Raw genomic sequence first — 22,072 nt, 5'->3', positions numbered from 1 at the left:
GTTACCGGATCAGATCCTTCCGCTCCCCGAGCGGTTCGGAATCGGCCCTGACCGACGCGTAGACGCGCTCGGCCCACTCGCGGCCGATCGGCGCGTCCGTATCGACGAACACCTGCATGAGGCCGGTGGTCTCGTCGTACCCTCCGATTCCGACGCGCTCGTCGAAGAGGGCGAGGCCGTACGGCAGGTCGTCACGCGTCCGGAGCGCCAGGTGCCCCCGATCGATCGCCTCCCGGGCGCGCTCGGGATACGTCTCGAAGAGTTTCCTCACGGTGGCAGGCAGGTGGATGATTTCAGTGTCGGTTTCGTCGAACACGCGCCGGTGGAACTCGCCGAGGACCAGCGGAGCCATGTGGGTCGTGTTGAACCCCCGGAAGGCCTCCGACTCGTCGACGAGCGAGAGGAACCGCTCGACGGGTCCGTAGGGATCGTCCAGTTCGGCGACGGTGATCGTCGCGTCCACGAACGGTTCGACGACGAACTCCCGGTGGTCCTCACAGATGGCATCGAGAAGCGGGGTCAGTCTGTGTGCGGTCCGCACGTTCGCCTCGAACCGGAGCACCTCCTCCGCGACGACCTCGCCGCGCCAGGTCAACTGGAACCGGCCATCGGCCTTCTCGACGAATCCCTGCTCGTCGAGCCACTGCGTGTAGCGGTGGCTCGTCGCCCGCGAGACGTCGAGTCGTGCTTCGATCCCCCGGCGATCGAGCGGCTCTTCCAGCAGCGCTTCGAGGACGGGACCGTGCCGGACGACGTCCCCGAGGAGGTCCGTGTCGATGCGGTCGCCCGCGGCGTCCAGGCGCTCGCCGAGGTAGCGGCGGTTCCGTTCGTTTTCCAGGATGGCCTCGAAGACGGGTGAGCCAGGCGGGGGGCGGCCATCGTCGTCCAGGCGGTGGTCCTTGTCAGACGTCATGTGACCCACTCGCTAGACGGAGGCTATCACGGATAGTAACTCTATCCCGTGCACGCTCCGAGATCCGTCTCGCTGCCCGAGACGGTGCTCCCGACGCCGAACGCTGCTCGATGGGTGAGGCCAACACCCGTGCCGTCGTTCGGTTCCGCATGGCACGACGCGCCATCCCCGATGAACGGATCGAACGGTTCGAAGCGGGACTCCACGGAAACCTGATTCGTCCCGGCGACGTCGACTACGACGACGCGCGCACGGTGTGGAACGGGATGATCGACAGGCATCCCGCCCTGATCGCCCGGTGTCGTGGCGTCGGGGACGTCATCGCTGCCGTGAACTTCGCGCGCGAGAACGACCTCCTCGTGGCGGTACGTGGCGGTGGCCACAACGTCGCCGGGACCGCAGTCTGCGACGACGGACTCGTCGTCGACCTCTCGGAGATGCGGGGTGTGCGGGTGGATCCCGACGCACGGACGGCGTGGGTCCAGGCCGGTGCGACGTGGGCGGACGTCGATCACGAAACGCAGGCGTTCGGGTTGGCGACACCGGGTGGCCTCGTCTCGGAGACGGGCGTCGCGGGGCTGACGCTAGGTGGTGGGTTAAGCCATCTCCGCTGCAAGCACGGTCTGACCTGTGACAACCTCTCGTCCATGGACCTGGTCACGGCGGACGGCGACTACCTGACTGCCAGCGAGGACGAGAACGCCGACCTCTTCTGGGGACTGCGCGGTGGCGGTGGTAACTTCGGCGTGGTCACCGGCTTCGAGTTCGACCTTCATCCGGTCGGACCCGAGGTGGCGATGTGTTTGGCGTTCTACTCCGGGGATCGGATGGCCGAGTGCCTGAGAGCGTACCGCGAGTACGTCGCATCCGCGCCCGAGGAAGTCAGCACGCTCACGACGGCGGGCGTGATGCCGGACGAGGAACTCTTCCCCGCGGACGCGGTGGACGAAGCCAAGATCGGGATCGTTGGCTGTCACGCGGGGCCGGTTGGAGAAGGCCAACGTGCGTTGACACCCCTGCGGGACCTCGACGAGCCGATCGCCGACTTCAGCGGGTCGATGCCGTACGTGGAGTTACAGCGGCTCTTCGACGAGGACTACCCCGACGGGATGCGCTACTACTGGAAGTCGCTGTACCTCGACGGCCTGTCGGGGTCCGCCATCGAGCGGATCGCGTACTGGACCGACGTGGCACCCTCGCCGCTCTCGACCGTCGACGTCTGGCAGTTGGGGGGCGCGATCGAACGGGTCGACGTCGAGGACAGCGCGTTCGCGGGGCGGCACGCTCCCTTCCTGCTGGGCGTCGAGGCGAACTGGGAACGCCCGGAGGACGACGACGCCAACGTCGAGTGGGTGCGCGACTGTCTCGACGACATGCGCCAGTTCTCGGACGGTTCGGTGTACCTGAACTTCCCTGGGTTCCTCGAAGGGGGCGACGAACTGATGCGGTCCACGTTCGGACCGACGTACGAGCGGTTGGTCGCGCTGAAGAACGAGTACGACCCGACGAACCTGTTCAGCCTCAACCAGAACATCACGCCGTCCGGAAGCGCACAGACCGACGGCGGGAAATGCCATGAGTGATCGGGCCGCCGAACTCGCGGCAGTCCGGGGGCAGTCGTCGACGCCCCGGGTCGTATGACGGGTACGCTCGTGGCGCTCGTGAGCGTCCTGCTGGTCGCTCCAGTGTTCGGCGAGGCCGGGCGGGCTGTTGCCACGGTCTGTTTCGTGCTGACGGAAGCACTCGTGCTGTACGTCGGATACGGGGCGCTGACGCGGGTCGCCGGCCCGGCCGCCCGTGAGATGCTCGTGGGTACCTGACCGTGGAACCCCTCGGGCTCGGTATCGCGTTGATCGCTCTCTTCGTCGGATTCGGCACGTTCATCGGCATCCTCTTCGGGTTCTTCGGGATGGGCGGGTCGTTCCTCGTGACGCCAGCGCTGTTGGTGCTGGGATATCCGGCACCGGCGGCCGTCGGGAGCGGCCTCGCGTTCGTGTTCGGCACCAGCGTCATCGGTGCGCTCAGACGCCGCGATCACGGCCAGGTCAGCTATCCACTGGCTACGGTGATGGCCCTCGGAACGACGTTGGGCGTCGAGGTCGGAGCGCGAGTCGTGTTTCTGCTCGAGGACCTCGGCAGCGCCGACCTCGTCATCAGCGTGGTTTACGTCGGATTTCTCGGTGCGGTCGGTCTCTTCGTGCTCCGGGACGCCCGCACTGGCGGCACCGACGTAGGCACGATCGAAGTCACTCCCAGGGTTCCGGCCATCGAACTCCCACCGATGCTGTCGCTACCCGGCGGTGGGACCGTCTCGGTGTGGGTCGTCCTCGTCGTCGGGTCGGCCATCGGCGTTCTCTCCGGATGGCTCGGCGTCGGTGGGGGGTTCCCTCTGCTCCCCGTCATGACATACGGGTTCGGCGTTCCCGGTGCGATCGCTGCCGGGACCAGCAGCCTCCAGATCGTGGCGTCGGGCGCGTTCGGGACGTTCGTCTACGCCCAGTCGAACGCCGTCGACGTCCCCGTCGTCACCGCGTTGCTCGCCGGAAGCGCACTCGGCGCTCGTATCGGTGCAGGTGCGACGCGTCTCGTAGGCGAAGGCGACTTCACGGGATGCTTCGCGGGTATGCTGCTCGCTGGGGGTGTCGCCACCGCGAGTAAGCGGGCGAGTGTCGTGTACGGCGTCGAGACGCTCGGGACGACGAGCGCAGTCCTCGTCTCTGGAACTGCCGCCCTGGTCGGTGGTACGATCGTCCATGCGTCGATCGATGCGCTCAGGAAGAATCGAGAGCATGGGCCGCCACTGACCCGCTAAGTACCGGTATCGCTTCGAAGGGTACTGCTATGGAGTCCGAACGTGGGCTGGCTCTCGGTCCGGTGTAGCTTCCGCGGAAGTAATTCCGGGTGCTTTCGTCGAAATCGTGGTACCGACTGCTCGGTCCGGACCTGAGCGGAATACGCTCGAATCACCGGGACGGCGACCGTTGACCCCTTCCGACGAGTCCGCTACCGGGATCGAACCTCCCCCTCTCCTCGCTCGCTCGGTGTCGACTAGGGAGATGCAGGCCACGGCGGTAGACGTCCCGGTCCCTCGATGCTGGTGACGCGGAGACGGTCCTCGATCCCCGATTCGACACGTGGAACGTGTTCGTCCGCGCCGGCACGCGCCACGCGACTTCCCCGCCCGATGCGTCCCCGCCGGGGGTCCGAGTCGGTCGGTTGCGTCGCTCGCGCCAACCCGCCCGCGCTCGCCGCGCCGATTCCGAAGCCCTATTTCACCTCCCGCCCCGAACCCCGGGCCATGACCGGACGAGCGCCGAATCGGAACGCGCTGTGGGCCCGAACGCTCGCGGACGAACTCCACGGGGCCGGGGTCCGCGCCGTCTGTCTCTGCCCGGGGTCGCGCTCGACGTCGCTGACCGTCGCGTTCGACGAGCATCCCGACGTCGAGACGTTCTCGCACCTCGACGAGCGCTCGGCGGCCTACTTCGCGCTCGGGCGGGCCCGCCGGACCGGCAGGGTGACGCCACTCGTCTGCACCTCCGGGACCGCCGCGGCGAACTTCCACCCCGCCGTCCTCGAAGCCGACCGGGGGAGGGCGCCGCTGCTGCTCCTCACCGCCGACCGACCCCCGGAACTCAGGGACTCCGGCGCGAACCAGACCGTCGACCAGGAGAAGCTCTACGGCGACGCGGTCCGGTGGTACGCCGACGTCGCCGAACCGGAGGCGACGCCCCGGAAGCTCCGCTCGCTCCGGACGACCGCGGCCCGTGCCGTGGCGAAGGCGGAGGGTACGCCCGCAGGTCCGGTCCACCTTAACCTCCCGTTCGCGAAGCCGCTGGAGCCGGTTCCCGTCGAGGGCGACGTCCCCGAGGACCTCCCCGAACTCGCCGCCGAGGGCCGCGACGGCGCCTTCGTCTCGACGACGCCGGGCCACGTCGTCCCCGACGAGGAGGCGGTCCACGAGGTCGCCCGCGCGCTGTCGGCCGAACGGGGGCTCGTCGTCGCCGGGCCGGCCGACCCGCCGGGCCCGGACCCCGAGGCGCTGACGGCGCTCGCGCACGCCACCGGCTTCCCGGTGCTCGCGGACCCGCTCTCCGGGCTCCGGTTCGGCTCGGCCACCCGCGTCGCCCCCGTGCTCGGCGGCTACGACGGGTTCCTCGCGGGCGACGGGGTCGCCGACTGGCCGGACCCGGAGGTCGTCCTCCGGATCGGCGCCTCGCCCACGTCGAAGCCGCTCCGGAAGTACCTCGCCGACACCGGCGCCCGGCAGCTCCTCGTCGACCCCGCCGCAGGGTGGCGCGAGGCGGAGTTCACCGCGACCGACCTCGTCGTGGCCGACCCCTCGCGGCTCGCGGCGGCGGTCGCGCGGCACGTCTCGGGACCGTCCTCGGCCGACTGGCGCGCCCGCTGGGAGGCGGCGGAGGCGGCACACTGGGACGCCGTCGAGTCAGTCGCGGCCGAGGAGCCGTTCGAGGGGCGCGTGCTCGCCGACGTGGCGGAACTGTGTCCCGAACCGGCGACCGTCTTCGTCTCGAACTCGATGCCCGTCCGCGACGCCGACCGGTTCGCGAAGCCGCGCGCGAGGGGGCTGACGGTGCTCGGCAACCGCGGCACCTCCGGCATCGACGGCGTCGTCTCGACGGCGCTGGGTGCCGGGTCGGCGACGACCGACGACCTGACGCTCGTCACCGGCGATTTGGCGTACTACCACGACATGAACGGCCTGCTCGCGCTCTCGCGCTGCGACGTGGACGCGACGGTCGTCTGTCTCAACAACGACGGCGGCGGCATCTTCCACATGCTCCCCATCGAGGAGTACGACCCGCCGTTCACGGGCCAGTTCAAGACGCCCCACGGCCTCGACTTCTCGCACACCGAAGGGCTGTACGACCTGACGTTCGAGCGGGTCGACGGCGCGGACCGGGAGGGGTTCCGGGACGCCTACGCGGAGGCGGTCGCGAGCGACGGGACGACGGTGGTCGAGGTGACGACCGACGCCGAGGCGAGCCACCGGATTCGCGAGCGGCTGGCCGACGAGGTGGCGGAACGGGTCGCGGCGCTCGACTAGAGCGGGACCATCACCAGGTCGCCGCCGACGGTCGCGAGGTACGCGCCGTCGCCGCCGGCCGCGGGCGTTGGCGGGTACTCGTCCGGGAGCGTCGCCCGCCACCGTTCGATCCCGTCCCCCGCCGAGTGGGCGAACACCGTCCGGGCCTGGCCGTCGGAGGAGACGACGGCGTCGCCGTCCCGGGCGCGGGGGATCGCGAGGTCGGTCGCCGCCGTCCCCCACAGTTCCCGGCCGTCCTGCCGATCGACCGCGACGACGCGCGAGCCGCTGTTGGTGTAGAGCGCGTCGTCGTAGAACGGCACGTCCGCGACGAGGCCGCCGCCGTCGTAGCGCCAGCGTTCGGTGCCGTCCGGCCCGTAGCGGACGACGTGCTCGCCGCCGACGTAGAGGTCGTCCAGGTAGCGCAGTGAGGTGACGACCGTCCCGTCGACCGTCCAGTCCTCGGTGCCGTCCTCGGCCGAGAGCGCGTACGCCGTCGGTCCGTCGCCCTCGTACCGCAGCAGGCCCGCGAACACCCGTCCGCCGCCGACCGCGCTGGCCGAGATCCGACCGTCGACGGCCGGGGCGAATCGGAACCGACGCTCGCCGGTCGCGAGGGCGAGGCAGTCGACCGCGCCGTTCACCCGCACTACGGCGACGTCGTCGCCGACTGTTCCGCCCAGCACGTCCGCAGTCTCCGTACGCCAGCGCTCGCGTCCGGCGGCGAGGTCCACGGCGATCGTCGCGTGGCCGCCCGAGTCCGGGCCTCCGACGGCGTCGTCGCTCGTCCCGAGGACCGCCGCGCCGTCGCCGAAGCCGACCAGTTCGTGGAAGCCGCCGATCCCCGACTCGTACGTCCAGCGCTCCTCGCCCGACGGCGTCAGCGCGTGGAGGACGTGGTCGTGCGCGCCGGTGCCGACGCTGACGCCGACGAGGGCGTAGAGGACCCCGTCGTGGGCCGCGAGGGTCGCGGTCGGGCGACCGTAGTCGCCCCCGGGCGAGACGGGCGACTCGAACGTCCACGCGGTCTCGCCGGTCGCCGCGTCCAGGCCGTACGCCGTGGTTCCGACGACGACGGCGACGTGGCCGTCCGCGTACGCCGGGTCGGTCGACAGGTCCTCCCCGAGGACCCTCGCCCATGCGGGGGTCGCCCCCTCGAGTTCGACGTCCGTGTTTCGATTCGGGTCGTCGGGAGTTCCGTCCCCCGGCGTTCCGCCGCCCGGCGTCGTCTCGTCCGGCGCGTCGGATTCGGTCGCGGTGGGCGTTCCGGCGCCGCGGCGGTCGGTACAGCCAGCGAGACCGACCAAGCCGGCGCCCGCGAGTCGGAGGGCGGTTCTGCGGGAAACCATACGCGGAGCGTCACGAGTCGGCGGTAAGGGTGTTGTGGAGGGGTGGTGAGGGACGGTAGGGAAGCGGACGGGAGCGAGGTGACCGGATGGAAGCGAGCAGGGCGGGCGGAATCGAGGGGAGCCGCGGCCGCGAGGCGTACACCTTTTTGCGCGCTCCGACCCCGTCTGGGGACATGACCGACGCAGTCTCCGAGATCTTCGATCCGGACCGCTGGACCCCCGTCGACGGGAGCGACGAGTTCGACGACATCACCTACCACCGCGCGGTCGACTCCCCGACGGTCCGCATCGCGTTCGACCGGCCGGAGACGCGCAACGCGTTCCGGCCCGGCACCGTGGACGAACTGTACGCCGCGCTCGACCACGCGCGCAAGCAGGCGGACGTTGGCTGCGTTCTCCTCACCGGCAACGGCCCGTCCCCGAAGGACGGCGGCTGGGCGTTCTGCTCGGGCGGCGACCAGTCGGTCCGGGGCGAGTCCGGCTACGAGTACCGCGAGGGCGACCAGGCCGACGAGTCGGAGGACCCGCTCGTCAGGGAGGCGAAGGCCGGCCGCCTCCACATCCTCGAGGTGCAGCGGCTCATCCGGTTCATGCCGAAGCCCGTCGTCGCGGTCGTCCCCGGCTGGGCGGTCGGCGGCGGCCACTCGCTGCACGTGGTCTGTGACCTCACGCTCGCGAGCGAGGAGCACGCGAAGTTCCTCCAGACGGACCCCGACGTCGCCAGCTTCGACGGCGGCTTCGGCTCGGCGTACCTCGCGAAGCAGGTCGGCCAGAAGAAGGCCCGCGAGGTGTTCTTCCGCGGGAAGACGTACTCCGCGGAGGAGGCCGTCGGCATGGGGATGGCCAACGAGGCGATCCCCCACGAGGACCTCGAATCGGTGGCGCTGGAGTGGGCCGACGAGATGACGAGCAAGTCGCCGACCGCGATGCGGATGCTGAAGTACGCGTTCAACATGACCGACGACGGGCTGGTGGGCCAGCAGGTGTTCGCCGGCGAGGCGACGCGGCTGGCGTACATGACCCCCGAGGCACGGGAGGGGCGGGACGCGTTCCTCGAGGGGAGAGAGCAGGACTTCTCGGGGTACCCCTGGCACTATTAAAGAACCTCTTTTGCCGGGGGCGTCCTCGTTCGCGCGCCGGAGGCGCGCTCGCTCGTCGACCCCCGGCAAAACCCGTTCATGCCAAAATCCCGCTCGCTCGGTCGGCGGGGCTGCGCCCCGCCTCCCTCGTTCGCGGTGGGTGAACTGGTGCTCCGCACCGCCACCGCCCCGCTCCCGCACCGCCTTCGTTCCGCCACCGCACCGCCTTCGCTACGGCTCCGCGCTCGCTAACGTTTCTACGCGGTCGCCGCCTCGGTCCCGTCGGGGTCGACGCGGCTGACGAGCGCGCCGACCACCAGCACGGCGAGCACGGCGACGGCGCCGACCGTGCCGAACGTCGTCCGCAGCCCGTTCGACTCGATGAGTGCGCCGAAGACCGGCGCGGCGAGCGTGTTGCCGACCATGATGCCGACGGTGATGACCGCGAAGTTCTTCCCCACGTCGCCGCGGGCCGAGAGCGCGTCCGCGAGTTTGTCGCGGGCGGGCATTCCGAGGCTGCCGACGCTGCCGGCGAGGACCGCACAGACGGCGGCGACGAGGGGCGGGACGACCAGCGACGCGAGCGCGAAGACGAACGTCGCGACCAGCACGTAGCTCCCGACGAGGATTGGCCCCGGGCTGAAGCGGTCCGTGAGGTCCCCGCCGACGAGGATGAACCCCGCGCCGACGACGAACGACGCCGACAGCGCGAGGTTCGCGAGCCCCGACCCGAGCCCGTAGCCGTCGGTCAAAAGGACGACGACGTACGTCGTCACGCCCCACATCACCGTCGAGGCGACCAGCGCGAACACCCCCAGCCCCAGGATGCCCGGCGCGGCGAGCATCGAGTCGATCCCCGCGCGAAGTCGCGAGCGGAGGGAGACCGTCGAGGATGGCTCCTGGTCCGTCTCGCGGGTGGGGATACGTACGGACGGGGATACGAAGCGGCGGAGCGCCCCGACCGCGACGAGCCCGTACAGGAGCCCGACGCCGCCGATGAGCCCGAACGCGTGACGCCACGTCAGCCCGGGGACCGCGACGATCGCGGTGATGAGCACCGGCGGCGTCGCGAACCCGAGGTTGCCCGCGAAGCCGTGGACGCTGAACGCGCGGGCGCGGGTCGCCTCCGGCGTCGCGTCCGCCAGCAGGGGGAAGTGTGCGGGGTGGTGCCCGGCGATGCCGAGCCCGAGCAGCGCCTGGCCGACGAGCACCCACTCGAACGTCGGCGCCGCGGCGACGACGAGCACGCCGAGCGAGCCGACGCCGAGACAGAGCCCCAGCGTCAGCGTCCGGTCGCGGGCGTCCGCGAGGTGGCCGTACGGGAGCTGCATGACCGTGTTGACGAACGCCTGAAGGCCGAGCGCGACGCCGAGCTGGGCGAGGCTCACGTCGAAGTCCGCCGCGAGGACGCCGAGGATGGGCGGGAACAGCACGAGGTACATGTGGTTCACGACGTGGGAACCGCTGACGATGCCGACGACGAACACCGTCTCGCGCGGGACGGCGCGAACGAGGCTGGACGGGGAGCGCACTTGGTCGGCGCTAGGTTGCCGGGCGGCGCCGAGTACCTGCCGGTCCCGGTCAACCCCGCCGTGGAACTGCCGGGGGACGTCGTGGTCGCGCCCCAGCGCGGCCGTTCACGGCGGCACCCTGCCGACGCCGGTTCGGCGGCAGGGTCACTCCCGCGGGTCCCAGCCGACGAACGCCTCCCCGTCCTCGAGTTCGACGTCGAGCGCGTCGATCACCCCGCCGAGGGCGGCGTACCCCTCCGCCAGCGCCGCGACCCCGACGGCCGTCGCGTCGTCGAACGCCCCCGCGACGGCATCGTGTCGGTCGTCGTCGACCTCCCCGCGGAGGGTCGCGCGGGCGTACGCCAGCAGCGCCGCCTCGTGCCCCTCGAACGGGGCGAAGTCGCCCGCGCCGATCGCGGCGACCTCGTCGTGGGGGATGCCGATCCCCCGGGCGATCCGGACGTGCTGGTGCCACTCGTACTCGTTCCCGACCTCCCGTGCGGTCGCGAGGATCACGAGTTCGCGCTCGCGCTCGGACAGGCCGGTGTCGGCCCACAGCGACGAGAGGAACCCGCGGAGCCCCGCGAGCACGGCCGGATTGTTCCCGAGCGCGCGGTACACGTTGAGCGGACGGTCCTGCAGCGCGGAGACGAGCAGGTCGCGGTGTTCGGCGGGCACGTCGTCGGGGGCTGTGTAGGGAACGCGGGCCATGGCGGCCGCTCGCGCCGGCGGTACGTCATCCTGCCGGCGGCCCGGCGGGCGGAGGCCCGCCGGTCGGTCCCGTCCGGCGGTCCGACGGTCCGCGCCGGCCCCGCCGTCGATGGTAACTTTCAGGGACGGGTCGGCCGAACCACCGGCAATGAGTACTCGGGAGGTGTCGCGGTCGCGGGCCTGGCTCATGGCCGCGCGCCCGCAGACCATGCCGGCCGCCGTCTCGCCCGTCCTCGTCGGCGCGGGCCTGGCGGTCGGACGGGGAGTGTTCGCGCCGCTCCCGGCGCTCGTCGCGCTGCTTGGCGCCGTCCTGATCCAGATCGGGACGAACTTCGCGAACGACTACTACGACGCCGTCCAGGGCGCCGACACCGCGGATCGGGAGGGGTTCACCCGCGTGACGGCCGGGGGACTCATCGACCCGGCCGAGGTGAAGCGGGCCATGTGGCTCACGTTCGCGGCCGCGATCGTCGTCGGCACCTACCTCGTCGCCGTCGGCGGGCTTCCGATCCTGATCGTCGGCCTGCTGTCGGTCGCTGCCGGGGTGGCCTACACCGGCGGGCCGTACCCGCTCGGCTACCACGGCCTCGGCGACCTCTTCGTGTTCGTCTTCTTCGGCCTCGTCGCGGTCACGGGCACCTACTACGTGCAGGCGGCCGCCCGCCTCGGCGTCGAATTCCTCACGCTCGTCCCCCGGCCGGAACTGGTCCCCCTCGTCGCGGTGGTCGCGTCGCTGCCGGTCGCCGCCATCTCCACCGACATCCTCGTCGTGAACAACGTCCGCGACCGCGAGGAGGACGCCACGACCGGCAAGCGCACGCTGGTCGTCCGGTTCGGCTACGGCGTCGCACGCGCCCAGTTCCTCGCACTGCTGGCGCTGGCGTACGCGGTCCCGGTCGGCCTCGCGGCCGCCACGTCCGCCCCGACGACGCTGCTCCCGCTCCTCACGCTCCCGTACGCCGCCCTCGTCGCGCGAACCCTGCTCGCCGAGACGTCGGGGGAGGCGCTGAACCCCGCGCTCGAACGGACCGGGAAGCTCCTCGCGGCGTTCTCGGCGCTGTTCGCGCTCGGACTCGCGCTATGAGCCGACCCCGGGGCGACCGCGGGTCGGGGCGCCTCCGCTGCCGGGAGTTCGCCGTCGGCCTCGAGCGCCCGCTCGCCACCGCCAGGGGAGGGATAACCGAACGGGAGGGGTTCCTCGTCGGGGTCGACGCGGGCGGGACGAGCGGCGTCGGCGAGGCGGCGCCGCTCCCCGGGTGGACGGAGGCGCCGGACGCCTGTCGCGACGCGCTCCGCGCCGCCTCGGACGGGCCGCTGCCGGGGGTCGACACGCCCGCGGCCCGCCACGCCGTCACGCTCGCGTTCCGGGACGCGTTCGCGAGGCGGCGGGGGGACTCGGTCGCGACGACGCTCGCGCGCCAAGGGGACGGTCGGCCCGACCCCGCCGAGTCGGTGCCGGCGAACGCGACGGTCGGCGACGGTCCGGTCGCCGAGACGGTCGCGGCGGCCGAGTCGGCGGTCGCGGCGGGGTTCCGGACCCTGAAGGTGAAGGTCGGCGCGCGACCGCTGGCCGAGGACCTCGAACGGATCGAAGCGGTCGCCGACGCCGTGGGGGCGACGCCGCCGGATGCGGCGTCGGACGGGGCGTCGGTCGGCGAGGACGCGGACGCCGACGACGCGACGGCGACCCTCAGGGCGGACGCGAACGGTGCGTGGGACCGGGAGACGGCGACCCGGGCGCTCCGGACGCTGGAGGGGGTCGTCGCGTACGTCGAACAGCCCCTTTCCGCGGGGGACCTGGCGGGCCACGCCGCGCTCCGTGGGGTCGGCGCGCCCGTCGCCCTCGACGAGTCGCTCGCCGCGTGCGGCCCGTTCGCGGCGCTGGCGGCCGACGCGGCGGACGCCCTGGTGCTGAAGCCGATGGCGATCGGCGGACTCGAACGGGCGGCGGCGGTCGCGCGCGCGGCGGCCCGCCGCGGGGTCGACCCGGTGGTCACGACGACGGTCGACGCGGCGGTCGCCCGGGCCGGGGCCGTCCACCTCGCCGCGGCGATCCCCGGCGGGGCCGAGCGCGCCCACGGCCTCGCGACGGGGGACCTGCTTGCTGCCGACGTCGCCGACGATCCGGTACCCGTCGTCGACGGCCGGGTCGCGGTGCCGGACGGCCCGGGGCTCGCCGGGGAGGCGTTCGAGGGGCTCGTGTGACCGGCCGTCGCCGTCGGGGTCGGGTGCGTTCGCGGCGAGCGACTCCGTCGAAATCCTCGGCGCGTGATGGATTTGATGTTTCAAGAGGGAAGCATGGAGGAGTCGTTCGGCAGGGCGGAGGGGTGCCGTTCGAAGGTCCTCGTCCGTGCTCACCGGGACGTGAATCGGGCCACTGACCAGTGAGAACCTCGGTCACTTCGGAATCCCAGCGCTACGATTAAATATCACACCTATAGTAATTATTCCATGAGAGACGACACGGTGGTCCCCGTCGTCCTCGCGATCGCTGGATACGCGGCGATCGTAGTCGGGATTCATCAGGGAGTTCTGCACGTTGCACCGGGGTACCAGGGAACGATCAATGCCGGTGGGGAAGTACTCGGGCGGAGAGAGTGGTTGCTCACAGGAACGGGAGTCATCGGAATCGGTGGGGCAGCCGTCTCCCTCCGAAGGAAGCGTCTTTCCATCGTGCCAGCGGCGGTCGGTGGAGCCGTCCTGTTCGAGGCGTGCCGGACGATGATCATCGCGGCGCGCTCGCTACCCTACCCGCTCTACACGGAAACGACGTATCGGTTCTCCGGTGAACCGATCATGTTCGTCTTCGGCGCCGAGCCGTTCCTGCTCGTCGCCGGCGGCGGCCTCCTCGTTGGCGCCGGAATCGTCGGATTGCGAGGACGGAGGAACCGAGAAAGCGGCGACGAGACGTCGTCACCGTCGTCGAGGGCAGCCTAGCGTAGTTCCTGCCTCCCCGTCTTTCGGTCCGATTCGGGTCAGGGCGAGCGTCCCGATGCCGCTTCCTGTCGACAGTGCAGGCTAGCGAACACAACGGCTCTACCTGAGGGGTCCACCGAGGGTACGTTGGCAGTCCTATTTCCCGGCCGTGTCACACGGAACAGCGTCCGTTCGGTGGAGTTTCAACCGAGCCGGTCGAGCGAAATCGTAGCAACCGACCGACGGGTCGGAGGGTGGACCGCGATCGGGATCCGGCGGGACCGCCGCTCAACAGAAGTTCTGGACGGCGTACACCTTCCCCTCGTCGTCCCTGTCGAACCCGATCCCCTCGTTGTTCCAGTAGTCGCGCAGGAGGTTCTCGCGGTGGCCGGTCGAGTTCATCCACTGTTCGACGGCCCCCTCGGCCAGTTCCTCGGGGGTGGAGTGGACGGCCGTCCCGGACTCCGTCCGGACGCGCCGCTTCCACCACGTCCGCGCGAGGTTCTCCCCGCCGGTCGCGTACCCGTCGTCGCCCGCGTCGACGCGACATGCGTACCCGGCGTCCTCGTACCTGTCGCTGAAGTCCCCGCCCGACGGGTCCGTGTGGGAGAAGAACTCCTCCTCGGCCATCCGCTCGGCGTACCGCTGGGCGATCCCGAACAGCGCGTCGTCCCAGGCCACCTCGGCGACCCCCGCGTCGGCGCGCCGCTCGTTCACCTCGTCGTGTGCGGCCCGCCCCGAGGCGACGGGGTCCCAGTCGCCGTCGGCCGAGGGCGTCGACCACTCCTCGTCGGCGTCCCGGCCGTCCGCCCCGTCGTTCGGCGACGCTCCGGGGGACGTGTCGGACGGGCGGTCGAACCGACTCGCGTCGACGACGTCGTCGAGTTCGGGAACCGCCCCGGCGTCCACGGACACCGAGGGCTCGTCCGCGTCGACGGAGACGTACCCCTCCCGCGTCAGCCAGCCGGCGACCCCGGCCGAGCCCGCGACGTAGAGAACCGTTCGTCTGGAGACCATCTACCGTCCCATCGGGGCGACGGAGTGAAAGGCCTGTGGAGACCCGGAGGGGCGGTACCGCCTGCTGACGCGTCGACCGGCCGCCCCGCTACCCCTCGACCACGTCGACGACGCCCTTCATCCCCATGTTCCGGTGCGGGTCGCAGGCGTACTTCGACGTGCCGACCTCCTCGAACGCGTGCTCGAACGTCTCCCCCTCGGCCCGGTAGTACGGACTCTCGTAGCTTCCCCCCTCGTCGACGACGTTGTGCCGGCTCCCTCGGCCGGTCCACTCCCAGACCACCGTCGTTCCGTCCGTCACGCGGACCGCAGCGGGCGAGAAGGAGTAGCCGTCGCCCGCGCCCACCTCGACGGTCACCTCGTCCTCGCCCGTGCGGTCCGCGGTCTCGCCGTCGTACCCGACGGCACTCTCCATCCAGCCGTCGTACTCGCCGTCGCCCGAACCCCCGTCGGCGCCGGCACACCCGGCGAGCGCGGCGGTCCCGGCGACGGCCGTGGCGCCGATCGCCCGCAGGAACGGTCGCCGCTCGGTCCGCGTCGTGGTCCCGGTCGAGTCCGTCATCGGGGGGCGTACGCGACCGGGGGGTTTGACTGCGCCGACTTCGGCTCGGCCCGTTGCGTCGGCCGTCGGCCGGCATCACGTGCGCCGGGCGGAAGCGGTCAGTTCCCGCCGGCCGGCCCCGTCGACTGGGTCGCCTCGCGGTCCCCCCGGAGGCACCGTTCGCCCCGGTCGGTCAGCCGGTACTTCCCGCGCTCCACGCGCTCGAGGAGGCCGTGGGACTCCAGGGTCCGCAGCCGACGGTTGACCTCCTCCCGGCTGTAGCCGATGTTCACCGCGACGATCGCCGGGGTGAGGATGAGCTCCGAGGAGTCGAACAGCGCGAGTATCTCGCCGTCCAGCGGCGTCGTCCAGTCGGCGGCGTCACGGATTCGATCCGGCGCGTTCGACGGTCTCCCCGCCCGCTCGACCGCCCGAAGGTCGTCGCGGACCGGGCTGTACAGGCCGAGGACGACGAGGAGCGCGGCCCCGCCGTGGACCCAGTGGACCGCGTCCGGCAGGACCGTCTCCGCGACCGGTCCGCCGACGACGAAGGCGACCAGTCCTACGACGGTCGCGAGCAGGCGCCGTCGGTGCTCCACGGCGGGCGACGCCAGGCGGAGGAAGTAGAGGAGTTCGATCCCGACCACGAGGCTCACGAGGAGGTCGTACGCGTGAAACGGGGAAAGCGCCGTCATGGCGGATCGGTCGCGGCGTCGGCCCGCTCCCGTCGTCGGTGCCCCCTGATCGCCACGGCCACGAGGACGGCGACGGCTGTGTACGTTCCGCTCCCGAACAACTCAGTGACGAGCGTGTCCGGCCCCATCACGAGCAGGACGGCGTGGTGGGCGGTGATCACCGCCATCGCCGCGGACGCCACGCCCATCACCGTCCCCAGCGGCGATCCCCGCAGCAGGCGCCACGAGAGCACGGCGAGGACTCCCGCACCGGTTCCGGCGACGAGCGCGAACGGAACGCTGAGCGCGTGGAGGAGCGTGTCAGTCACGGGCTAGCGTACGTGACGTGCGAGCGTTAATGTACTGGCCGGCCGTTGCGGGCGGGACCGTACAGGGGCCGACCGGGTAGGGGGTGACCTACCGCCGAACAGGGAGACCGTACGAGCACGCGGAGGCAGGACGCCGGGTTCGTTCGACGGCGCCCGACGGCGCTCTACCGTGAGCGCGGCCGGCGGCGACGGGACGGCAGACCCGGGAGTCCGTCCCGACCGGCCGCGGAGAACGGCCGAGTTACCGCCCGGACCCGGCACCTCACTAGTTACTCGACCGTCCTTGGGAGGATGATAACAAAACGGCTCCGCGGCGAACGGACGAACCGGAATGGCACTGACAGAGATCGACCACGTGGGCGAGAACGAACGGATGGCACAGTGCATCGACAACTGCTTCGAGGCCGCGCAGGCGTGCGAGTGGTGCGCCGACGAGTGCGCCGGCGAGGGCGAGGAGATGGCGGAGTGTCTCAGGCTCTGTCGGGACGTCGCCGACCTCACGACGCTCCACGCACGCTTCATGGCGCGCGATTCGAACTACAGCGCCCAGCTTGCCGAGGTCTGCGCCGGCGCCTGCGAGGAGTGCGCCGAGGAGTGCGAGCGCCACGACGCCGAGCACTGCCAGGTGTGTGCCGAGGTCCTCCGCGAGTGCGCGGAGAGCTGTCGGGACATGATGTCGGCGTAATCGCTTCGATCGAGGTTTATGGGGGGGATTGAGCCATGATAAACCCTCCTTCGGCCGAGCCTGTCCGCTTCGTAGAGTGGACACGACGCTTCCGACCCCCGTCACCTCTAGACGAAAACGACGAACACTGAGATGGACCTCTGGAAAACGATAGCAATCGGTGTCGCCGCCGTCGTGGCGATTCTTGTCGCAACGCAACCCCTCTACGTGGTCGGGTTGACGCTGTTCGACTACGGACAGACCCCTGACGCGTCGTACTCGACGATGCAGACGAAAGACGTCAGCCGATTCCCCGTCGATAACCCACAGCGCCAGAGTGAACTTACAGCCCAGGCAGCTCGGCCGGCCGGGTCCGGGTTGGAGTACTCGACGGTCGTTCGCGTTCCGGAGAACGATTGGCAGGCAGCAGTTGCAGCATCCCGCTTGCGGGCGAGTGAAGATGCGATACTCCTGTTCGGGAACGCCAGTGCTCCAAACGGCGGTAACGGAACGGATGACGCAAACGTCTCCACGGTGACTGTCTCCGGCGGGAACTCTGCTGAGACGGCAGCAGAGATCGCGACTCGCGGGAACTCGTCCGACGACGTCAGTCCGAACAACGTCATCATCGTGAGTTCAGAAGCGCCCCGATGGGCGCTTCCGGCGGCGGCATGGAGCGCGTATTCCGGCGACCCGATTCTGTACGCGAACCAGAACGGGACTCCGGACGCCACTCAACGGGCAATCGAGGAGACGAACGCATCCCATGCATACGTCCTCGCGCCGCCCCGCCTCGTCAGCGACGATGCGCTTTCGGAGCTTGACGTCCGGTGGACCCGCGTTGCAGGGCAGACTCCCCAGGCACACGCAGTCGAGGTCGCGGAGTTTCGGGACGAGTCCCGCGACTTCGGCTGGGGGATTCACGAACGCGACAAAGTGGGGTACTACAACTTCATGCTCGTGAACCCTGGCGAATGGGAACACGGCGTCTCGACGGCAAACCTTCAATATGGGAAGGCCGGGCCGATCTTGCTTGTAAACGAGGACGGAAGCCTACCGGCTGTCACTGAAAACTACGCCTGGCAGACCCAGCCGGCGTGGTTCTCGACGCCTGCAGAAGGACCGTTCAACCACCTGTTCGCGATGGGATCGACGGAGGAGGTGTCCTGGGTGTCACAGGGCCGTCTCGACTACGCGGTCGAGATTACGCAGTACCGTCATCAGGGGGCCGGGCTAAGCCCACTTGAGTCCCTTGCTGCAGTGTGGGCGGCATTCAGCCTCCTCGGTTCGTCATTCGTGTTCGCCCATTCACGCCATCGACTCCCCGAGATGAACGATTGGACGAAGATGGTCTGGCCACTGTTCACGCTCGTACTTGGTCCGTTCGGACTCGGGCTCTACTGGCTGTCCTACCGTGGGAGACAGATCGTTACCACCGATCAGGGTCCACGCGTCCTGCGTCCATACTGGCTCCGAGCAGCTACAGCGACCGCTATGGGCGTCGGCTTCGCCGCCAGCACGATGATCGCCACTGCGTTCCTCCTCAACTACTTTGGAATCCCGATGCTCGTCATCGATGGCCCGCTCTTCTGGCTCGGGAACGCGATGACGCTCCTCATCGTCATCGTCTACGTCGTCGCGTTCCTCGTCTCGTGGCTCGTCTTCCACATCCCCATGCTGATGGACTCCCAGGGCCTCGACACCAGGTCCGCAGCGGAACAAGGCGCAAAAATCGTTGCCGTGAGTATGACCAGTGTCTCCATCGGGATGATGGGGGGGATGTGGGTGTTGATGATGCTCAATCTGGAGATGATGCCAGGAGACGATAACATCCTCTGGTTCGGCGTGATGGCGTTTGCCACGCTCGTCGGGTTCCTCATCGCTTGGCCGGTGAACGGCCTGCTCGTCCGGAGGAATCTCAAACCGGGTGGTGCGCTATGAGTGATCGCAGTCGCCGGAAGTTCCTGCGCGATCTCGCCGCACTGCCAGTCGGAACTGGCCTTGCCGGAGTTACCTTGGCCCGGACGTCCCAGCAGGGGAGCCAATCGGGGCCGGAAAGTGCTGACTTCGATGAGTGGACCGCCACGACCATGACGACCCGCCTCGCCGGGAGCAACGAGTACGAGACCGCGACGGCGTTCACGCAGAACGTTTACACGGCGATCAACGAGCACACCCGGCCGGGTGCGGCGATACTCATCAACGATAGCGATCTGGGTGCAGCGCTCCCGGGAGTCGCCGTCATCCATCATCCGATCGATGGCGCTGTCCTGTTAACGGAGCAGGACTCCCTGCCGGAAGCAACTCGTGAGGAGATCGAGCGGCTTCATCCGGAGGGAGTTCACGTCGACGGGAACGTGCAGGTGTACCTCGTCGGCGGTGAGCGATACATCAGCAGTGGCGTCCGGCAAACCATCGAGGGGATGGGTCTGAAGACGAGTCGCATTCCGGGTGACAGCCCGGCAGAGGTAGCGGCCAACGTCGACCAGTACCTCAGTACGATCCACGCGAACCATCGGGACACCACGTTCATCGCCGATCTCGACGACCTCCGGACGGCTATCCCGGCCCAATCTTGGAACGCTCATGGCGGTGACGGCTTCCTCTACGTCGACGGTGATCGTATTCCGGAGGTGACACGCCGCCAGCTCGACGCCCGGTTCGACGAGGCGTACATGTACCTCCTCGGCGACGAGAGCAGAATCAGTGCGCAGGTCGCCCGTGAGCTCGCACAGTTCGGCCACGTCCAGCGGATTCCGCAGGGATCTGATCCGTACAAGCTGAGCGTCGGGTTCGCCGGCTACAAGGACCTCGGCCGGAACCAGGGGTGGGTGTTCGGCGAGTGGCCACGGAACATCGGCTGGGGCATCGCCGAGAGCGGGCACAACTTCATCTTCGCCAATCCCGAGAACTGGCAGACTGCACTCCCCGCCTGCGTCGAAAGCCATCGCGGGAAACACGGTCCAATGCTCCTCGTGGAGTCGGATACCATCCCGGCAGCGGTGGGGAACTATCTGACGAACCTCACGCGGCCACACGAGGCTGCACCGTACGATCGCAAGTACAACCACGGCTGGATCGTCGGTGACACGAACCAGATTAGCCAGCGAGTTCAAGCACGGCTCCACACGATGCTACAGGAACCTGGAGGTGGACAGTGAGACGTCTCGTCGCGACATTCGATGAAACAGATGCGGCAGCTGGGGCAAAGCAGGTACTTCGTGATGCAGGCCTAGAGCCCACAGAGCCGGACACCGATAACCCGTTCTTCGATCCCACTGCGACGATGCCCGAGACCCGGGGGCTCCTCTGGGGCGGACTACTGGGAGGAGTACTCGGCGCCGTCCTCCTGTTTGCCATGGACCAGAACGTGTTCTGGATACCGCGCGTGAGTCCGATCATGACCGCGGGACGGTACATGCTGATCTTCCTCGGGTTCGGCCTCGGTGCGGCGTGCGGAGGGTTCCTCGGCGGCGTGATTGGGACATACCGACGACCACCGGCGTTGGACCGACCGCAGACTGCAGTGACTGTCCCGGATAACCGAGTCGAAGACGTGGAGGCGCTGCTTCGTTCTCACGGGGCAACGGCTGTTGAGGGAACCGTGACGCATCACGAGCATCCTCGCCGATCAGAAACAATGGAGTCGAGCACCGATTGATCTCCCCACTGGCCTACGATTCCACGTTCGGGGGTACACGGTCAGAACCCCGGAGGTTGTCGGCGTCGGGCGTGCGGCCGCTATCCACTCTCCTCGATATCAGTCGTCTCCATCGCGCCGTCTCGCTCGTCCCGCTGGACGCGGAGGCGAATCCCCTGCTCCGTGTCGCTCTCCCCGACGACGGCGACGATCTTCGGGGTCGCTTCAGGGTCGAGGACGGTCAATCGATCGTCCTCGGTCACGATGCCGTACCCGCTCTCGACGCAGTGGCCCATCAGTGCACACTCCCGAGTGTGCGTTCGGGCCTTCTCGAGAAGGTCGTCACGGGCGTTCTTCCGGATGCATCCGACGTCGATGACGTAGCCCTCGAGTGTCTCCGTGGTCACAGTACCAGCTCTAGTCCCTCGTTGCCTTTCCGTGTTCGGGCTACCCTGCCGTTGCTTCTTCGGCTTCCCGCCGTGGCCTACGGAGGAGCATTTTCCGTCCGGGAGAATGACCAAGAGAGCGTGAAAACACCGGACTCGAGCCGTCATGGCCGGGTGAACACGGCACCAAACGGAAGCACCCGTTCATACACCTACCACCAGGGTAGGTCCACTCCCGGGGAGGAAACCGCATGAACGTCTTCTCCCTCGTCCTTGGAATCCTCTGTCTCGTCATCGTCATCGTAGACCTCCTCTGGACGACGCTCTGGGTGGAGGGTGGTGCCGGACCGCTTACGTCGTGGCTGATGGCGGGGACCTGGTCGGTCCTGCGGAGGGTCGGCGGTCGTAATTCCCGGCTCCTTACGCTCTCAGGACCAGTAATCCTGGTCCTGAGCCTCGCAAGCTGGATCGCACTCCTCTGGGCCGGATGGACGCTCCTCTTCGCGAGCGCCGAGAACACTCTGCTCGACACGGTCAACGGACGGAGTATCTCGTGGTCCGACCTCGTCTACTACACCGGCTACACGATTTTCACCCTGGGGAACGGCGATTTCATTCCCCAGGGGAGCATCTGGCAGATCGTAACTACGCTTGCGTCCGCGAGCGGGATGCTCTTCATCACCCTGAGTGTGACGTACGTCCTGTCCGTCCTCGGAGCGGTCACACAGAAGCACTCGTTTGCGACTACCGTGAGCGGACTCGGCATGCAGGGCACCGAGATTCTCCAGACGAGCTGGGACGGTGAAGCGTTTCAGGGGCTCGAAGTCCCTCTCAACACCGTTTCGACACAGCTCAATATGCTCACATCAAACCACAAGGCGTACCCCATTCTCCACTACTTTTATAGCGGACGATCAGCGCAAGCGCCGACGACAAGCATTGCAGTCCTCGACAACGCGCTCACACTGCTTCAGTTCGCCGTCGACGAACGGAGCCGACCGAACGCGATCCTCATGAATGAAGGTCGCGCTAGCGTCGAGAGCTATCTTGAGACAGTCGGAAGTGCCTACATCGAACCGGCTGATCGCTCTCCACCCGTACCTGAGATCGAAACCCTTCGCGACGTGGGAATCCCGACCGTTTCTGACGAAGAGTATCTCGCCTCGATGGCTGATATGACCGAGCGCCGGCGAATACTCCTGGGGCTCATAGAATCAGACCTGCGAGAATGGCCAACTCAGAGGGAATCAGCATAATGGGCTAGAATCAGCATAATGGGCTCCGCATATGGCCCA

General features: G+C 68.9%; 22 protein-coding genes. 13 read left to right on the top strand and 9 right to left on the bottom strand.

From position 1 onward, the window contains the following. Position 1: 1 nt before the first annotated feature. On the bottom strand, positions 2 to 913 hold the full coding sequence (locus HUG12_RS10450) for a helix-turn-helix transcriptional regulator (protein WP_179268712.1): 912 nt from the start codon (positions 911 to 913) through the stop codon (positions 2 to 4). A gap of 149 nt (positions 914 to 1,062) precedes the next feature. On the opposite strand from HUG12_RS10450, the gene HUG12_RS10445 reads away from it, so the two are divergent. From HUG12_RS10445 to menD, 4 genes are all read left to right on the top strand, one after another. Further along, positions 1,063 to 2,496: an FAD-binding oxidoreductase gene (locus HUG12_RS10445; RefSeq protein ID WP_179268711.1), complete on the top strand. Its 1,434-nt coding sequence runs from the start codon at positions 1,063 to 1,065 to the stop codon at positions 2,494 to 2,496. Between the two features lie 54 nt (positions 2,497 to 2,550). Continuing rightward, the gene (locus tag HUG12_RS10440; RefSeq protein ID WP_179266820.1) at positions 2,551 to 2,733 is read left to right on the top strand and encodes a DUF7512 family protein; all 183 of its coding nucleotides are present in this window, start codon (positions 2,551 to 2,553) and stop codon (positions 2,731 to 2,733) included. A 2-nt stretch (positions 2,734 to 2,735) separates the two neighbouring features. Continuing rightward, the gene (locus HUG12_RS10435; RefSeq protein ID WP_179268710.1) at positions 2,736 to 3,725 is read left to right on the top strand and encodes a sulfite exporter TauE/SafE family protein; all 990 of its coding nucleotides are present in this window, start codon (positions 2,736 to 2,738) and stop codon (positions 3,723 to 3,725) included. A 486-nt stretch (positions 3,726 to 4,211) separates the two neighbouring features. Further along, complete coding sequence (menD, locus tag HUG12_RS10430; RefSeq protein ID WP_179268709.1) at positions 4,212 to 5,981, top strand: 2-succinyl-5-enolpyruvyl-6-hydroxy-3-cyclohexene-1-carboxylic-acid synthase; 1,770 nt, start codon at positions 4,212 to 4,214, stop codon at positions 5,979 to 5,981. Here the strand turns inward: menD and HUG12_RS10425 are convergent. Continuing rightward, positions 5,978 to 7,309 (bottom strand): outer membrane protein assembly factor BamB family protein, encoded by a 1,332-nt coding sequence (locus HUG12_RS10425; RefSeq protein WP_179268708.1) that lies wholly within the window; start codon positions 7,307 to 7,309, stop codon positions 5,978 to 5,980. The genes menD and HUG12_RS10425 overlap by 4 nt on opposite strands. 173 nt (positions 7,310 to 7,482) lie before the next feature. Here HUG12_RS10425 and HUG12_RS10420 point away from each other — a divergent pair, with 173 nt between their 5' ends. After that, entirely contained in the window at positions 7,483 to 8,409 is a 927-nt protein-coding gene (locus HUG12_RS10420) for a 1,4-dihydroxy-2-naphthoyl-CoA synthase (protein WP_179268707.1), read from the top strand. Between the two features lie 236 nt (positions 8,410 to 8,645). On the opposite strand, the gene HUG12_RS10415 is transcribed toward HUG12_RS10420, so the two are convergent. Together HUG12_RS10415 and HUG12_RS10410 are read right to left on the bottom strand one after the other, a co-directional pair. After that, the gene (locus tag HUG12_RS10415) at positions 8,646 to 9,920 is read right to left on the bottom strand and encodes an MFS transporter (RefSeq protein WP_179268706.1); all 1,275 of its coding nucleotides are present in this window, start codon (positions 9,918 to 9,920) and stop codon (positions 8,646 to 8,648) included. Between the two features lie 144 nt (positions 9,921 to 10,064). Next, positions 10,065 to 10,610, bottom strand: a complete 546-nt coding sequence (locus tag HUG12_RS10410) for a carboxymuconolactone decarboxylase family protein (RefSeq protein WP_179268705.1) — start codon at positions 10,608 to 10,610, stop codon at positions 10,065 to 10,067. A gap of 148 nt (positions 10,611 to 10,758) precedes the next feature. Between HUG12_RS10410 and HUG12_RS10405 the strand changes: the two genes are divergently transcribed. The 3 genes from HUG12_RS10405 (at position 10,759) to HUG12_RS10395 (ending at position 13,547) form a co-directional block, all read left to right on the top strand. Continuing rightward, entirely contained in the window at positions 10,759 to 11,694 is a 936-nt protein-coding gene (locus tag HUG12_RS10405) for a 1,4-dihydroxy-2-naphthoate polyprenyltransferase (protein WP_179268704.1), read from the top strand. Then, on the top strand, positions 11,691 to 12,815 hold the full coding sequence (locus HUG12_RS10400; protein WP_179268703.1) for a mandelate racemase/muconate lactonizing enzyme family protein: 1,125 nt from the start codon (positions 11,691 to 11,693) through the stop codon (positions 12,813 to 12,815). Before HUG12_RS10405 ends, HUG12_RS10400 begins: the two co-directional genes overlap by 4 nt. Before the next feature lie 246 nt (positions 12,816 to 13,061). Then, positions 13,062 to 13,547, top strand: coding sequence for a hypothetical protein (locus HUG12_RS10395; RefSeq protein ID WP_179268702.1), 486 nt, complete (start codon positions 13,062 to 13,064; stop codon positions 13,545 to 13,547). 267 nt (positions 13,548 to 13,814) lie between these two features. Here HUG12_RS10395 and HUG12_RS10390 read toward each other — a convergent pair whose 3' ends face one another. From HUG12_RS10390 to HUG12_RS10375, 4 genes are all read right to left on the bottom strand, one after another. Then, positions 13,815 to 14,543: a CAP domain-containing protein gene (locus tag HUG12_RS10390; RefSeq protein WP_179268701.1), complete on the bottom strand. Its 729-nt coding sequence runs from the start codon at positions 14,541 to 14,543 to the stop codon at positions 13,815 to 13,817. 88 nt (positions 14,544 to 14,631) lie between these two features. Then, positions 14,632 to 15,105 carry a halocyanin domain-containing protein gene (locus HUG12_RS10385; protein ID WP_179268700.1) on the bottom strand — a complete coding sequence of 158 codons (474 nt, stop codon included), beginning with the start codon at positions 15,103 to 15,105 and terminating at the stop codon, positions 14,632 to 14,634. Between the two features lie 98 nt (positions 15,106 to 15,203). Continuing rightward, a complete protein-coding gene (locus tag HUG12_RS21715) occupies positions 15,204 to 15,779 on the bottom strand; it encodes a winged-helix domain-containing protein (protein ID WP_179268699.1) in 576 nt (191 codons plus the stop codon). Then, a complete protein-coding gene (locus HUG12_RS10375; RefSeq protein WP_179268698.1) occupies positions 15,776 to 16,087 on the bottom strand; it encodes a hypothetical protein in 312 nt (103 codons plus the stop codon). Before HUG12_RS10375 ends, HUG12_RS21715 begins: the two co-directional genes overlap by 4 nt. A 331-nt stretch (positions 16,088 to 16,418) precedes the next feature. Between HUG12_RS10375 and HUG12_RS10370 the strand changes: the two genes are divergently transcribed. From HUG12_RS10370 to HUG12_RS10355, 4 genes are all read left to right on the top strand, one after another. After that, positions 16,419 to 16,772: a four-helix bundle copper-binding protein gene (locus HUG12_RS10370; protein WP_179268697.1), complete on the top strand. Its 354-nt coding sequence runs from the start codon at positions 16,419 to 16,421 to the stop codon at positions 16,770 to 16,772. 132 nt (positions 16,773 to 16,904) lie between these two features. Next, positions 16,905 to 18,692, top strand: a complete 1,788-nt coding sequence (locus tag HUG12_RS10365) for a DUF4396 domain-containing protein (RefSeq protein ID WP_179268696.1) — start codon at positions 16,905 to 16,907, stop codon at positions 18,690 to 18,692. A 149-nt stretch (positions 18,693 to 18,841) separates the two neighbouring features. Continuing rightward, positions 18,842 to 19,912, top strand: a complete 1,071-nt coding sequence (locus HUG12_RS10360; protein ID WP_179268695.1) for a cell wall-binding repeat-containing protein — start codon at positions 18,842 to 18,844, stop codon at positions 19,910 to 19,912. After that, on the top strand, positions 19,909 to 20,412 hold the full coding sequence (locus tag HUG12_RS10355; RefSeq protein ID WP_179268694.1) for a hypothetical protein: 504 nt from the start codon (positions 19,909 to 19,911) through the stop codon (positions 20,410 to 20,412). Before HUG12_RS10360 ends, HUG12_RS10355 begins: the two co-directional genes overlap by 4 nt. 80 nt (positions 20,413 to 20,492) lie before the next feature. Here the strand turns inward: HUG12_RS10355 and HUG12_RS10350 are convergent, their stop codons facing one another. Next, positions 20,493 to 20,798: a hypothetical protein gene (locus HUG12_RS10350; RefSeq protein WP_179268693.1), complete on the bottom strand. Its 306-nt coding sequence runs from the start codon at positions 20,796 to 20,798 to the stop codon at positions 20,493 to 20,495. Between the two features lie 230 nt (positions 20,799 to 21,028). Between HUG12_RS10350 and HUG12_RS10345 the strand changes: the two genes are divergently transcribed. After that, complete coding sequence (locus HUG12_RS10345; RefSeq protein WP_179268692.1) at positions 21,029 to 22,033, top strand: potassium channel family protein; 1,005 nt, start codon at positions 21,029 to 21,031, stop codon at positions 22,031 to 22,033. Positions 22,034 to 22,072 lie beyond the last annotated feature (39 nt).

It is taken from the genome of Halorarum salinum (assembly GCF_013402875.1).
In the GTDB taxonomy this organism is placed as follows: domain Archaea; phylum Halobacteriota; class Halobacteria; order Halobacteriales; family Haloferacaceae; genus Halorarum; species Halorarum salinum.
This window is presented reverse-complemented; position numbering and strand designations above follow the sequence as displayed.